Origin of the sequence: Mesorhizobium sp. BR1-1-3 (genome assembly GCF_020165455.1) — a bacterium.
In the GTDB taxonomy this organism is placed as follows: Bacteria; Pseudomonadota; Alphaproteobacteria; order Rhizobiales; family Rhizobiaceae; genus Mesorhizobium; species Mesorhizobium ciceri.
On sequence record NZ_JAIUIC010000001.1, the window covers coordinates 368,843 to 381,820 of the forward strand.

The 12,978-nt window shown below is 60.8% G+C and carries 14 protein-coding genes; 9 read left to right on the forward strand and 5 right to left on the reverse strand.

All coding sequences use genetic code 11. The annotated features are described in order from the left end of the window. The first annotated feature begins 759 nt into the window (after window positions 1-759). The 8 genes from LB559_RS01815 (at window position 760) to pqqE (ending at window position 8,180) form a co-directional block, all read left to right on the forward strand. Entirely contained in the window at window positions 760-2,535 is a 1,776-nt protein-coding gene (locus LB559_RS01815) for a methanol/ethanol family PQQ-dependent dehydrogenase (protein ID WP_128278335.1), read from the forward strand. Window positions 2,536-2,713: 178 nt separating this feature from the next. After that, window positions 2,714-3,238, forward strand: coding sequence for a c-type cytochrome, methanol metabolism-related (locus LB559_RS01820; RefSeq protein ID WP_013532071.1), 525 nt, complete (start codon window positions 2,714-2,716; stop codon window positions 3,236-3,238). Continuing rightward, a complete protein-coding gene (locus LB559_RS01825; RefSeq protein WP_013532072.1) occupies window positions 3,210-4,103 on the forward strand; it encodes a quinoprotein dehydrogenase-associated putative ABC transporter substrate-binding protein in 894 nt (297 codons plus the stop codon). The genes LB559_RS01820 and LB559_RS01825 overlap by 29 nt, the downstream gene beginning before the upstream one ends. Next, the gene (locus LB559_RS01830) at window positions 4,100-4,660 is read left to right on the forward strand and encodes a PQQ-dependent catabolism-associated CXXCW motif protein (RefSeq protein ID WP_224672920.1); all 561 of its coding nucleotides are present in this window, start codon (window positions 4,100-4,102) and stop codon (window positions 4,658-4,660) included. The genes LB559_RS01825 and LB559_RS01830 overlap by 4 nt, the downstream gene beginning before the upstream one ends. A 415-nt stretch (window positions 4,661-5,075) precedes the next feature. Beyond that, the gene (pqqB, locus tag LB559_RS01835) at window positions 5,076-6,014 is read left to right on the forward strand and encodes a pyrroloquinoline quinone biosynthesis protein PqqB (RefSeq protein WP_224672921.1); all 939 of its coding nucleotides are present in this window, start codon (window positions 5,076-5,078) and stop codon (window positions 6,012-6,014) included. Further along, window positions 6,011-6,769, forward strand: coding sequence for a pyrroloquinoline-quinone synthase PqqC (gene pqqC, locus LB559_RS01840; RefSeq protein WP_063167843.1), 759 nt, complete (start codon window positions 6,011-6,013; stop codon window positions 6,767-6,769). Before pqqB ends, pqqC begins: the two co-directional genes overlap by 4 nt. Then, window positions 6,766-7,062: a pyrroloquinoline quinone biosynthesis peptide chaperone PqqD gene (gene pqqD, locus LB559_RS01845; RefSeq protein ID WP_024504366.1), complete on the forward strand. Its 297-nt coding sequence runs from the start codon at window positions 6,766-6,768 to the stop codon at window positions 7,060-7,062. Before pqqC ends, pqqD begins: the two co-directional genes overlap by 4 nt. Then, window positions 7,059-8,180, forward strand: a complete 1,122-nt coding sequence (gene pqqE, locus LB559_RS01850; protein WP_024504365.1) for a pyrroloquinoline quinone biosynthesis protein PqqE — start codon at window positions 7,059-7,061, stop codon at window positions 8,178-8,180. The genes pqqD and pqqE overlap by 4 nt, the downstream gene beginning before the upstream one ends. Window positions 8,181-8,199: 19 nt before the next feature. Here the strand turns inward: pqqE and LB559_RS01855 are convergent, their stop codons facing one another. Together LB559_RS01855 and LB559_RS01860 are read right to left on the reverse strand one after the other, a co-directional pair. After that, window positions 8,200-8,469 carry a hypothetical protein gene (locus LB559_RS01855; protein ID WP_224672922.1) on the reverse strand — a complete coding sequence of 90 codons (270 nt, stop codon included), beginning with the start codon at window positions 8,467-8,469 and terminating at the stop codon, window positions 8,200-8,202. Between the two features lie 341 nt (window positions 8,470-8,810). Further along, window positions 8,811-9,332 carry a hypothetical protein gene (locus LB559_RS01860; RefSeq protein ID WP_064995371.1) on the reverse strand — a complete coding sequence of 174 codons (522 nt, stop codon included), beginning with the start codon at window positions 9,330-9,332 and terminating at the stop codon, window positions 8,811-8,813. Between the two features lie 164 nt (window positions 9,333-9,496). On the opposite strand from LB559_RS01860, the gene LB559_RS01865 reads away from it, so the two are divergent. After that, window positions 9,497-9,856: a hypothetical protein gene (locus tag LB559_RS01865; RefSeq protein ID WP_064995372.1), complete on the forward strand. Its 360-nt coding sequence runs from the start codon at window positions 9,497-9,499 to the stop codon at window positions 9,854-9,856. Window positions 9,857-9,870: 14 nt separating this feature from the next. On the opposite strand, the gene LB559_RS01870 is transcribed toward LB559_RS01865, so the two are convergent. From LB559_RS01870 to LB559_RS01880, 3 genes are all read right to left on the reverse strand, one after another. Further along, the gene (locus tag LB559_RS01870) at window positions 9,871-10,836 is read right to left on the reverse strand and encodes a DUF3592 domain-containing protein (RefSeq protein ID WP_224672923.1); all 966 of its coding nucleotides are present in this window, start codon (window positions 10,834-10,836) and stop codon (window positions 9,871-9,873) included. A gap of 118 nt (window positions 10,837-10,954) precedes the next feature. Continuing rightward, complete coding sequence (locus tag LB559_RS01875) at window positions 10,955-11,563, reverse strand: class I SAM-dependent DNA methyltransferase (protein WP_064995486.1); 609 nt, start codon at window positions 11,561-11,563, stop codon at window positions 10,955-10,957. A gap of 226 nt (window positions 11,564-11,789) precedes the next feature. Next, a complete protein-coding gene (locus LB559_RS01880) occupies window positions 11,790-12,884 on the reverse strand; it encodes a GH25 family lysozyme (protein WP_411970021.1) in 1,095 nt (364 codons plus the stop codon). Window positions 12,885-12,978: the final 94 nt, after the last annotated feature.

The following is a 12,978-nucleotide window of genomic DNA, read 5'->3' on the forward strand; positions in this document are numbered from 1 at the left end:
CAGTTGGCAACGTGCAGCAGAGTCAGTCAAGCGCCCATGGCTTCCGTATGCGACCAAAGGAGGAATGCGGGGCTTGTCGACCGTGGTTCCGCATGGCGGCTCCGTGGCCTGCTCCACGCCCCGACTCCAACGATCATCTCATGCTTGGCCCACTATCGATTCCCAATGGAGCACGCGCATGACCATGCCGAGACATCGAAGCGAATACCTCCAAATAAAATCAACGCTTAGGCGAAATGTAAAAATCAAAAAATAACTAAATTTTATGTGCCCCATCGTTATTTCGCGGTCATAAATACTTTATCTAACAAATACCGTCCTGCTTATTTTCTTATATTGCACCGCATCATTTACGATATTGCGGTGCAAAAACACCAGCAGGCTTTTTTGCTTGCCTAGCCTTTTACGATGACATAGCCTCACCCTGTTTCCGGCTTCAAGGGCGTCACCGTCATTAGGGAGCGGCGACAGTCTTTCGTAGGCCAAGGTGAGGTGGGCAGTAACGGTGCCCTCTGCACATCTGGCTTAGGTCGTGACACGCTGCCGGAAATATTTCCCCCCCGTGAATCGCTTGGGCAAGCCCTTGTGGGCTCAGCAAATGATTCATCACTATGAACCTCGGGAGGAATTCGGATGCGTGTACTTACGAAAGCTACCTATATTCTAACGACTGCGGCGTTTCTGTCGCTCGGCGCGGCCTATACGGCGTCGGCTAACGAGGACCTTGCAAAGCTGGCTTCGGATTCGAAGAACTGGGCAATGCAGACGGGTGACTACGCCAACACCCGCTATTCCAAACTCAACCAGATTACTGCGGACAATGTGAAGAACCTGCAGGTCAAGTGGACCTTTTCCACCGGCGTGCTACGAGGCCACGAGGGTGGACCGCTTATCATCGGCGATGTGATGTATGTCCACACGCCTTTCCCGAACAATGTCTTTGCGCTCGATCTCAAGAATGACGGGAAGATCCTCTGGAAATACGAGCCCAAGCAGGATCCCAACGTCATTCCGATCATGTGTTGCGATACGGTCAACCGTGGCGTTGCCTATGGTGACGGCAAGATCATTCTCAATCAGGCCGACACCACGGTCGTCGCCCTCGACGCGAAGACTGGCAAGGTCGTCTGGTCGGTCAAGAACGGCGACCAGACCGATGGCGGCAAAGGCGAATCCGGTACGGCTGCCCCCGTCGTCGTCAAGGACAAGGTGCTCATCGGCGTCTCCGGCGCCGAATTCGGCGTTCGCGGCTGGCTGGCCGCCTACAATCTGAAAGATGGCAAACTCGCCTGGAAAGCCTATTCGGAAGGTCCGGACGCAGACACCCTGATCGATCCCGAGAAGACCACGCAACTCGGCAAGCCGGTTGGCAAGGATTCCGGCACGAACACCTGGGAAGGCGAGCAGTGGAAGACCGGCGGCGGCACGACATGGGGATGGTATTCCTATGATCCCAAGCTGAACCTGGTCTACTATGGCACCGGCAATCCCTCGACGTGGAACCCGGTCCAACGCCCCGGCGACAATCGCTGGTCGATGACGATCATGGCCCGCGATGCGGATACTGGTGTTGCCAAATGGCTCTACCAGATGACCCCGCATGACGAATGGGACTATGACGGCATCAACGAGATGATCCTCGTCGATGGCATGGAGGTCAACGGCGCCAAGCACGACGTGCTGGTGCATTTCGATCGCAATGGTTTTGCCTACACCATGGATCGCGCCACCGGCGACCTTCTCGTCGCCAAGAAATACGATCCGGCCGTGAACTGGGCGACCGAAGTCGTCATGGACCCCAAGAGCGAACAGTATGGTCGCCCGCAGGTCGTGGCGAAATATTCGACCCAGCAGAACGGCGAAGACACCAACTCGACGGGCATCTGCCCGGCGGCGCTTGGAACGAAGGACCAGCAGCCGGCGGCCTATTCGCCGAAGACCGGGCTGTTCTATGTCCCGACCAACCATGTCTGCATGGACTATGAGCCTTACAAGGTGAGCTACACCGCCGGTCAGCCTTATGTTGGCGCCACCGTGTCGATGTATCCCGCACCTGGCGGCGACGGCAACATGGGCAACTTCATTGCCTGGGATGCGGCCAAGGGCGAGATCGTCTGGTCGAAGCCCGAGCAGTTCTCGGTGTGGTCGGGCGCGTTGGCGACAGATGGCGACGTCGTCTTCTACGGTACACTCGAAGGCTACATCAAGGCGGTCGATAAGGACGGCAAGGAACTCTACAAGTTCAAGACCCCGTCCGGCATCATCGGCAACATCACGACCTACGAGCAGGGCGGCAAGCAGTATATCGCCGTTCTGTCGGGCGTCGGTGGATGGGCTGGTATCGGCCTGGCAGGCGGCCTGCTTTCGCCTGACAACGCCGCTGCCTGGCATGGCGCCGTCGATCAGGGCCGCGCGCAAGGCGACCAAGCCGCTGTCGTTGGTACAGCTGGCCTGGGTGCCGTCGGCGGCTACGCGGCACTTGCCGACTACACGACGCTGGGCGGTCAGCTCACCGTCTTCGGTCTCCCGGATTGATGCGCTGGGAACCTTGAGCATGCCTCAGGTCTTGTGAGACCAAAGGCTTGAAGAACGAGAGCCCGGACATCCGGAAGCCATGGCCGGGCTCTCGATTCGGTTACGCACCCAAAAACACCGATCAATGCCGGTCGCGACAGCAAAACCGTGTCCATTGGCAAATGAAGGAAGCGTTTGAATGTCCGTTCGCATTGTAATTTCGGCTTTCGTCCTGGCTCTGCTGCCTCTGGCAAGCTCGAGCCTCGCCCGGGCCGACGACAGCATGGAAAAAGCCAAGGCGGTAAAGGAAGAAGGCGGCAAGTATTTGGATGCGGATGGAAATCCGACCTACAAGATCGAAAACGGAACCGTCGATTGGTACACGTTCAGCGGCTACCGCCGGTATCATTCCGATTGCCATGTCTGCCACGGACAGGACGCGACAGGTTCGAGCTATGCGCCGGCTTTGGTCAACAGCCTGAAAACCATGGATTACGCCACATTCCTCTCGATCGTCGCCGAAGGCCGCAAGAATGTCGGCGGCGGCAAGGAAAACGTCATGCCTGCCTTTGGCGACAACAAGAACGTCTATTGCTACCTGGACGATCTCTACGTCTATCTGCGCGCGCGCGCGGATGGCGCGGCGCCCCGCGGAAGGCCGCCCAAGCACGAAGACAAGGCCCAGGCGGCGAAGGATGCCGAAGCATCCTGCATGGGTGGATGACATGATCGGCCGCGATGCATTGAAGCTGCGCGTCGTCCTGCCGATCCTCGGCACACTCGCCTTGCTGCCGTCGAACGCGCATGCGCAAAGCGCCGGCCTTGGCGCGGCGGGAGAACTGGTCGACCCTGACATTCTGCGCGTCTGCGCCGATCCCTCGAATATGCCCTTCACCGACAAGAGCGGCGAAGGCTTCGAAAACAAGCTGGCCGAACTGGTTGCCGCGAAAACCGGGCGCAAGTCCGTCTCCTACACCTGGTTTCCCACGATCACCGGCTTCGTGCGCAATACGTTGGGGGCCAACCGATGCGACATCATCATGGGCTATGCTCAAGGCGATGAGCTGGTGCAGAACACCAACGCCTACTATCGCTCCGCCTATGTGCTGGTGCATCCGAAAAGCCACGATATGGAAGGCGTGGAAACGATCGAGGATCCCAGACTCACAGGCAAAACGATCGGCGTCGTTGAAAGCACGCCGCCAACCGCCAACATGGCCGCCAACAAGCTTCTGCGGACCGCCAAGATCTATCCGCTTGCGGTGGATACGCGCGTCACCCCATCAATGGGGGAGGTCATGATCAAGGACATGCTGGCACACAAGATCGATGCGGCGGTGCTGTGGGGACCGATGGCAGGTTACTACGCCAAGGAACTCGGAGCTGATGTGACGATCGTTCCACTGGTGAAGGAAAAAACCGGCTCGCGCATGTCTTACCGCATCACCATGGGCGTACGTCCGTCGGACCAGGAATGGAAGCGGACGCTCAACCGGGTGATCAGGGAAAACCAGGCGGAGATCACCAGGATCCTGCTGAGCTACAACGTGCCGCTGATCGACGAACACGACAACCTGATTACCCAATGAATGGAAGGGAGACTATTTTCGTGCTGGTCGCCGCGAGCCTTCTGGGTCTGGCCGAGCCGACATGGGCTGGCGACATCGCCGAACCCAGCGGTTTCCGGATGGACGACTATCGGGCGCCGGTGCCGCGGACGCTGCAAGGCGCGAGGGTGGTGACGACGATGGAAGCGGAAGCGCTGTGGCGAGCGAAAAAGGCGATCTTCTTCGACGTGATGCCGGACACGCCCAAACCGGCCAATTTGCCGGCAGGGACGATATGGAGAGACAAGGTCAGAAAGGACATTCCAGGCAGCATATGGCTGGCCAATGTGGGATACGGCGCTATTTCGCAGGAGACCGCCAGCTATTTTCGCCAAGGCCTCGCGGCCAAGGCCGGGACGGACAAGTCGCGCGCGATTCTGTTCTACTGCATGACGAATTGCTGGATGTCGTGGAATGCGGCGAAACGGGCCGTCCAGTGGGGCTACAGTTCAGTAATCTGGTATCCGCTCGGCGCCGATGGGTGGGATGATGCAAACCTTCCACTAGAGGAGAAGAAACCCTACGCAACGAACAATTGAAGGGAGGACTGCAATTATTCTCGATAGTTTGTTTTCAATTTTTCAAAACCTATTGTTTCATTTGTCCATTTTGAAACTTGATGGACGAGCCATTGCGTCGGTGCCCTGCAATGGTTGGCTAACGACAGGATCGGTCCCTTCGGGCTGGTATAACAGGAGAAATGTCATGAAGAAGAACTGGAAAAAACCGACCATGTGTCAGGTTGCCGCTGGCTTCGAAATTTCACGGTATCTGCCTGCTGAAATTACTCCCAAGAAGTAGGCCGCAGAGGTGCGCGTCCCTGGCGACAGGGGCGCGCATCCCCTCCCCGCATGGGATTTTCGTGAAAGATTTTGACGCACGCAAAGCGCGCGGAGTGTTGTTTGTGACTGCAAATTGCCTGCAGGTCAGAGAAGCCGGCGCGCGGGCATTTTCATGCATTTGAGGATCATCGGATCGGCGGCGGGCGGCGGCTTTCCGCAATGGAACTGCAACTACCGTCTCAGTCGTGCGGCTCGCTCCGGCATGGCAAGCGTGCATCCACGAACCCAGTCAAGTGTCGCCGCCTCGGCGGACGGGTTGGGCTGGGTTCTTTTCAATGCCTCGCCCGACATTCGCCAGCAAATCGCTGCAACACCTGAATTGCAGCCTGCGGGCGATGCGCCGCTGCGCTCGACACCTATTCGCGCTGTGGTGCTGACCAATGCCGACGTCGATCATATCGCCGGACTGCTCAGCCTGCGCGAGCGGCAGCCTTTCGCCATCTATGCAACGGCGCAGGTTCTGGCAACGCTGGAGGCGAATTCGATTTTCAACGTTCTCGATCCAGCGCTTGTGCCGCGGCGCATCCTGCCGCCGGCGAAAGAATTGGCCATCTGCGACGCAGAAGGCCGCGATACCGGCGTAATGATCGAGCCCTTTCCCGTGCCCGGGAAGATAGCACTCTATCTGGAGGATAGAGACCATCCGGATGCCAATTTCAGCTCCGACGCAGGTGACACGATCGGAGTCCGAATTGCCGGCATCGGCAGCCGCGGCTCCGTCTTCTATATCCCAGGCTGCGCGCGCATCGATGCGCGGCTACGCGCGCGTCTCACCGATGCCGCCTGTCTTTTGTTCGACGGCACGGTCTACACCGACGACGAGATGATCGTCGCCGGCGTCGGTCAGAAAACCGGCGCGCGCATGGGGCATCTGGCGATCTCGGGAGAATTGGGTTCGATTGCGGGCTTGGCCGATGTGAAGGTCGGCCGTCGCGTCTTCGTCCACATCAACAACACCAACCCCATCCTAGACGAGAATTCCGCCGAGCACGCGGCGGTCAAGGCGGCAGGCTGGGAAATCGCAAACGACGGTATGGAGATGGAATTTTGAGCGACTTCCGCGATGCAGCCAAAGGCGGACTCTCCACGAGCGCTCTCGAAGCCGTATTGAGGCAGGTTGGCGCCGAGCGCTATCACAATCGTCATCCCTTTCACCACAGGATGACCAGCGGCGCGTTGTCGAAGGCCGAGATGAAGGCTTGGGCGCTGAACCGCTATTGCTATCAGGCGGTCATCCCACGCAAGGATGCCATGATACTCGTACATGCCGAGGATCCAGCGTTTCGTGCCGCGTGGCGCAAGCGGATCGAGGATCATGACGGCGAGGACGGCTGGAGCGGCGGCATCGCGCGCTGGCTGTATCTGGCAACTTCACTCGGCCTGGACGCCGAGGCCGTGAAGAGCGAAAGGCTGGCACTGCCGGCGACACGCTTCGCGGTGGGCGCTTACCTTTCCTTTTGCACAAACCGGACGCTGTTCGAGGCGGTCGCGTCCTCGCTGACCGAGATGTTCTCGCCACTCATCATCGGCGAGCGGGTGCCGGCAATGCTGGCCAAATACGACTACATCACCGAGGATACGCTTGCCTATTTCAAGCAACGGCCCGAACAGGCCTCGCGTGACGCCGACTTCGCCCTTGCCTACGTGCTCAGCCACGCCGATACGGCGGAGCGCCAGCAGCAGGCAATCGATGCACTGGTGTTCAAATGCGATATACTCTGGGCCATGCTTGACGCGCTTCAACACGCCTATGGCGAGCGGGGAAACATACCGCCCGGCGCCTTCCAGCCCGAGGCAGCCCTATGACGGCGCTGCGCGAAAGAGCTGTGGTGTCGTTGCGATCGGTACCTTCGCTGCCGAAGCACGTGCGCATACAATACGATCCCTTGCGGCAGGCATTCGCCGTGCTTTCACCGGAAAAGATATTCTGGCCGAACGATGTCAGTCTCGACATATTGCGACGCTGCGATGGACGGTCCACGGTCGGCGACATCATTGCCGGCCTTGCCGCCGATTATGAGGCCGAACAGGAGGCCGTGGCGACCGACGTCATCGCCTTCCTGCAGGAATGGTCGGACAAGCTGCTGGTGAGGCTATGAGCACGCCCCTCCTCCCTCCAATCGGCATGCTGGCGGAACTGACGCATCGCTGCCCGCTGCAATGCCCTTATTGCTCCAATCCGCTCGAACTGCTCAAGGCCAATCGCGAACTCGACACAGAGACCTGGCTCGCCCTGTTCTCGGAGGCCGCCGATCTCGGAGTGCTCCAGGTGCATCTGTCCGGTGGCGAGCCGACACTGCGCCGCGACCTCGAGCAATTGATCGCCGGGCTTGCGGGGCGCGGCGTCTACACCAATCTGATTACCGCGGGCGTTGGCATCGTCGAGGGCCGTGTCGAGGCATTTGCCGAAGCCGGTCTAGACCATCTGCAACTGAGCTTTCAGGGCGCGCGGCCGGCGACCACGGATCGCATCGGCAACCACAAGGGTGCCCACGAAAAGAAGCTGGAGACGGCACGCCGCGCGCGCGCGGCCGGTCTGCCTCTAACCATCAACGCGCCGATCCATCGCCATAACATCGAGGAGGTGCCGGAATTCATCGATCTCGCCCTTTCGTTGGGCGCGGAGAGGCTCGAGATCGCCAATGTGCAATATGCCGGCTGGGCGTTAACCAATCGCGATCAACTGATGCCGGAGCGTGAAGCGGTCGATAGGCAGGCGGAGATCGTCGCGGAGGCACAGGAGCGGTTGGCCGGCATCATCAACATCGATTTTGTGACGCCGGACTATTTCGCGATCTATCCCAAGCCGTGCATGGGCGGCTGGGCGCGGGACGCCTTCATGGTGACGCCTGACGGCACCGTACTGCCCTGCCATGCCGCACAGACGATCCCGTCGCTCAGCTTCGAGCGTTTCGAACCACGCAGGCTGTCCTCGATCTGGGCCGATTCCCCGGCGTTCAATGCCTTTCGCGGTACGGACTGGATGCAGGAGCCATGCCGCGGCTGTGAGCGGCGCGAGATCGACTGGGGCGGCTGCCGCTGCCAGGCGATGGCGATCGCCGGCGATGCCGCTGCAACGGACCCGGCTTGCGCGAAATCGCCGATCCATGCTCGCATGGCAATGCTGATCGACGAAGCCAGGCGCATTGCCACAGTTCCTTCGAGAGAAGAAGCATTCGTCTACCGGCGGATCGGTGCGGTGACCGAATCCGCCTGACCTGGCGAGAAAGCGCTTCTCACCCCCTCGGCAAGACGCGTAGCGTCTGCTCGTCAAACAATGGCTCGTCCTGGCCGATGCGCACAAAAAGCAGGCTGTGCCCCTCACCCGCGGGCACCTCGAAATACTGCATGCCGTCAGGCATTTCACCCCAGTCGCCGCAGGGCGGTTCGGGAATCTCGTCGGAGCTGGCAAGTGCTTTCAGCTCTTTCGCATAGGCGGCGTCGGGGCTGAATGTGTAGCGTTTGACGCCGGCGGGTACCGTGCCCTCGGTGTAAGGCGCCAGCACACAGCGGGCGCCTGACGGCTTTGTCGGTCTTTTCCAGGAACAGGCGCTGCAACGCAGCCTCGGCGGTTTCGCCAGGCTTGATGTCAAAGACCTCGGCAAGAGGGTCAGCCGCGCCGCCGTCGCTGTATTTGATGGCGAGCGCTTTGCCGGCGAATTCGAAATGGATCTGGCGGAAGCCGAAATCGCAGCGCTGCGTCCAGGCGGCCAGCCCGACAGTTTTGTCAGACAATTTTTCCCAGGCGCATTTGTCGATGGGCGGGCGCGACGGGGCCGGCTCGTCCGCCATGGCTGGTATCGTCGCGGATGCAAGCAGGGCACTGGCCCAGATGGTCGATCGCACGCTATTCATCGCTGCATCCTGTTAAAATGAAGGCGTCCCAGGCCGAACCGCCTGGATTGGCATTGGCGAAATCGGCTCCTTCGGTGAAAGCCACGCCGAAACCGGGCAAGAGCAGCCCTCTCGGCGCCGGTGTCGCTTCGCGCGAATTCAACTGCTCGGCGCCGCCGCCGGTCAAGGCATAGACCTGGCCCTCCCATAGCCTGCACAATCCGCTACCGTCCTGCAGGCCGCCTTCCCGGTCGTCGTCGGTGCAGGCGTGGCGAATGGTGCCGAGCGGGAAGGAATTCTTGCCGTTGGTCCAGGTGATGTCGGCGGGCAGGCTCGTGCCGGTGTTGGGCACGGCCAGCGAAAACACTTCGGCCGTCAGCGCCGCCGGCTCGTTGGCGAGCGGCCGGAATTGCACGACGGCACCCGAGCGCGGCTCCTGATAGGTGGCGTGGCTCAGGAGGCATTCTTTTGCCAAGGCCGCCTGCATCGGGCCGAGCAGGCCCAGGAGGAAGAAGGCCAGTATGCGGGTGATCATCCAATGTCTCTGGGAAAGCGTTGAGTCGGCCCGCACAGTCGCATCATCCGCGCAAAAGCATAGCAAAATCCGGAACGGCGGCGTTTGTCCGCTCCTGGACAAAACTTGTCCACGCAAAATCCCACCAGCCTGTATGGTCGAGCGCACTGATCGAAGGAGTGGTGATGCGGCGTTTGGTGATGACGACGGCAATATCCGCATTCGCCGGTGGCTCCGCGCTGGCGGCGCCGCCTTATGTTGGGACATGGTCTAGCGACAGGCTGAACTGCCACGCGGCTCCCGACATCCAACGCGAGACTGTGTTCACAGTGGACCAGGCGTCGCTGTCGTTCCCCGATCTCGGCTGCGAGCAGGCGACATTTCGCAAAAGCTCGACCGGCTGGGTGGTGCATGCCAGCCAATGCTACGGTTCCGACCCGTCGATCGAGGAGCCGTTCGCGCGTGTCATCCATATCGTCAGGCATGGGGCCACGCTGCGGTTCACCTGGCCTGGCTTCAACAGCGGACCGCTCGTCCGCTGTTGAAGGCGTCCGGCGCCTCAGACCAGGCCGACCAGAAAGGCGGCGCCACCGAGAAAGCCTGCCGAGCAGATCCATAACAGCCAGAGCCCCCGTACCCGGCATTCCAGCACCGCCGAGCCGGGGTTGGCGGGGTCATAGTGGACGTCGACCTTGCTGCCTTCGACATACTGCCGTGCCTGGCCGCCGACGAGGCCGGGCAACGAAGCCGTCACGGTTCCGCCGAAGGTCACACGATCGGCACTGTAGCGCTGGCCGGCGACGTCATAGGAGTAGACGATGCGGGATTTGAAGACGGTGCGCCAGCGACCATAGCCTGAATGGTTTCGGAGCGCCTGCAGGCCCGAGGCATCGATGCGGCCGGCAGTGACCGGCCATTTTGCCGCCTGCTCGGCCATCGATTTCTGGACGAAGCCCATGCGCAAGGCAAACAGGCCCATGAACAGCAGCAGCGCTCCCGCGCCGAGGTTCTGCGGCTTGGGCAAATGCGGCCTGATCGCCTCCAGGACGCCGCCGACGGAAAACACCAGAACCAGCGCGCCGACCACCAGCCCGGCCGAGAGCTGGATCATGAACTTGAAGGCGCCTTCGGGCATGGTGCGCTCGATCACGGCTTTGCTCGGATCGGCCGGATTGTAGAAGACAGTCACCTCCGCGCCGCGGGGAAACTGGGCAAGGGTTTCGGTGACTTCGAAATTCCCCAAATTCTCCTTCACGCTGTAGCGCGAGCTTTGAAATTTCTTGCCGCCGACCTTGTATTCGAAGGTGATCGCCGGAAAATTGCGCATTTCGGTGGTATCAGTGCTGTCCGAACCAACGCCCGAGCTTCTGACCTCGCGTGCCTCGACGCGCGACGAGATGATCTTTCCCGGCGTCGGCAGCCAGCGGCTGAGTGCCTTCACCTCTCGCCATTTCATGAAGGTGATGAACGACAGCGCGCCCGCGACCACGCAGGCAAAGCCGACAAGCATGATCTTGAGTTCCAACTCGTCTCCCCCCAGGAGTGCAGGAACCCGCACATAGACAGCATGGCGGCGGCAATGTCTTGTATTTTCGCAAATCTGAAAAGGCTGAGCAGCGCAAACGGCAACAGCCCACGCCGCGTTATGCAGGCTTCACGGCCAGGAACGTGTTCCATTCTTCGCTATTGCGGCCGACGTTGAAATCGTCCCTGATGAGGACCAGCCCGGCGCCTTCGAGACGGGCGGCGAAGTCGTCCCTGCGCCAGTAGACCATGTGATATTCGCCTGATGTCTCGCCATCGCCATTGCGCATCGAGACGAGGAAGGCGCCGCCCGGGCGCAGCGACCCGGCTATCTTGGCAAGCACCTGGTCGGTCTGGTCGCGAGGCACGTGGATCAGGACGCATAGGGCAAGGACCGCGTCGTAGGGGCCGCCGAGATCATCGGTGATGAGATCGAGCAACTCGCCATGCTTACCACGCGCGGCCTGCAGCTCGAGAAACCGCTTGGTCGCGTCGGTGCGCCGAACCTTGACGCCCAAATTTTCCAGAAAATCCGCATCGTATCCGGCTCCGGACCCGACTTCCAAAATCCGACCGCCTGTGCCGGCGATTGCCACCAGGCGCTTGAGCGATGCCTGCTCCCTCTCGTTGGGAACATTGCGCACGATGGCATCATATTGTTCCGCATAATCCTCGTAAGCGCTGATCGTTTGACGGCTCTGTGCCAGAGCCTCCGATGACACACCCATCTTTTCCTCCCATGCGTCCTTGTTGGTCAAAGAGCCAGACACTTTCCTCAGCGAATGCTGCCGGCGGAAGCGTGTCCATCGAGCAGTCCGATATCGCGCTTGAAATGGTCCGACAGCGCACGCTGGTCAAGCAGGCCGCGTGAGCGGGTCCTGAAGGGAGCGGCGAAGAGGTCGAGGATCGGCGGACACCCGAGAAAGCGAACGACGCCAAGCCTGATAGCTTGTCTCAGTTGGCGTCGGCTACCGTCTGCCGGCCGCCGGCCCAGGCGCGCCATTGCCGTTCGTCGCCATGGAAGACATTGAGGTCTATGCGGCCAGTGACGCCGTGCGACAGGCCGGAGCCGGAATACTGCCAGAACAGCCATTTGCGGCCGGGATAGACCTTTGACGGATGCTGGGCGACCGCACGCAGCCAAAACGGATAGTCGAGGAATTCGCCCCTGAGATTGTCGCGGTAGAAATCGGGCGCGGTGTAGATGATGGGCCGCTGGCCGTAATAGCGCTCCAGCTTGTCCATGAACACCTGCATCTTTTCCAGCACCTTTTCGCGCGACGGCCGCCGCTTGCAGCTGGACTCGCCGTTCCACTCGACGTCGATCACCGGCGGCAGCGCGCCTTCGACCCTGGGCACGTTGCGGATGAACCAGTCCGCCTGCTCGCCCGCCGTGCGGCACCAGTAGAAGAAATGGTAGGCGCCGCGCTTCAAGCCGGCGGCGTCGGCGTTGCGCCAGTTTTTCATGAACATCGGATCGAGGTGGTCGCCACCGTCGGTCGCCTTGATGTAGGCGAAGTTGGCGCCCTGCGCCCGCAGCTTGTCCCAGTTGACGTTGCCTTGCCAACGCGAGACGTCGACGCCGTGCACTGCAAGGCGGCGAGGCGAACCCTTGCCGAAATTGATCGGCTTGGCGTCGCGAAAACCGTAACGGGTGAGCGGCCCGGCAAGCATGGCCGGTGCCGCGCGGGTCAATAGCTTGGGCGGCGACACCAAGGCTGCCGGCTCGACCGGCAGCCCGCCGACATCAGGCACTTGGGGATCAGGCGCATCAGGTGCGGCAAACACCCCCGTCTCTTCCTCCTCCGCCAAGCCGAACGGGCGCGTTTTTTCCCCCGGACCGTTGTCAGACATGGGAGCCAATCCGGCCCTCGCCCTGTTACCCCTTGCCGCCGGAGCAGCGGCGATCGGTGCCGGCGGCCGGATCACGGAACTGGTGGTCTCGTTGGAGGGTTTCTGCAAATCCAGCGCATCGACGCCGGCCGTTGACGAGCAGCCGGCAAGGCATAGCGATGCTATCAAAAAACTGACGACGCCCGGAATCCGCATCTGGACCTGTACTCAAAACACAACAGACCGAGGGCAAAACGACAGCCGACGGACAAACCGGATCAGTTATGAATGAGAAATTACCAATAAAGTT

What these genes read in the sequence shown, in the direction of transcription:
- LB559_RS01815 (WP_128278335.1), top strand. Translation starts at nt 760, where the DNA reads ATGCAGACGGGTGACTACGCCAACACCCGCTATTCCAAACTCAACCAG.
- LB559_RS01820 (WP_013532071.1), top strand. Translation starts at nt 2,714, where the DNA reads ATGTCCGTTCGCATTGTAATTTCGGCTTTCGTCCTGGCTCTGCTGCCT.
- LB559_RS01825 (WP_013532072.1), top strand. Translation starts at nt 3,210, where the DNA reads ATGCCGAAGCATCCTGCATGGGTGGATGACATGATCGGCCGCGATGCA.
- LB559_RS01830 (WP_224672920.1), top strand. Translation starts at nt 4,100, where the DNA reads ATGAATGGAAGGGAGACTATTTTCGTGCTGGTCGCCGCGAGCCTTCTG.
- pqqB (WP_224672921.1), top strand. Translation starts at nt 5,076, where the DNA reads ATGCATTTGAGGATCATCGGATCGGCGGCGGGCGGCGGCTTTCCGCAA.
- pqqD (WP_024504366.1), top strand. Translation starts at nt 6,766, where the DNA reads ATGACGGCGCTGCGCGAAAGAGCTGTGGTGTCGTTGCGATCGGTACCT.
- pqqE (WP_024504365.1), top strand. Translation starts at nt 7,059, where the DNA reads ATGAGCACGCCCCTCCTCCCTCCAATCGGCATGCTGGCGGAACTGACG.
- LB559_RS01860 (WP_064995371.1), bottom strand. Translation starts at nt 9,332, where the DNA reads ATGATCACCCGCATACTGGCCTTCTTCCTCCTGGGCCTGCTCGGCCCG.
- LB559_RS01865 (WP_064995372.1), top strand. Translation starts at nt 9,497, where the DNA reads ATGCGGCGTTTGGTGATGACGACGGCAATATCCGCATTCGCCGGTGGC.
- LB559_RS01875 (WP_064995486.1), bottom strand. Translation starts at nt 11,563, where the DNA reads ATGGGTGTGTCATCGGAGGCTCTGGCACAGAGCCGTCAAACGATCAGC.
- LB559_RS01880 (WP_411970021.1), bottom strand. Translation starts at nt 12,884, where the DNA reads ATGCGGATTCCGGGCGTCGTCAGTTTTTTGATAGCATCGCTATGCCTT.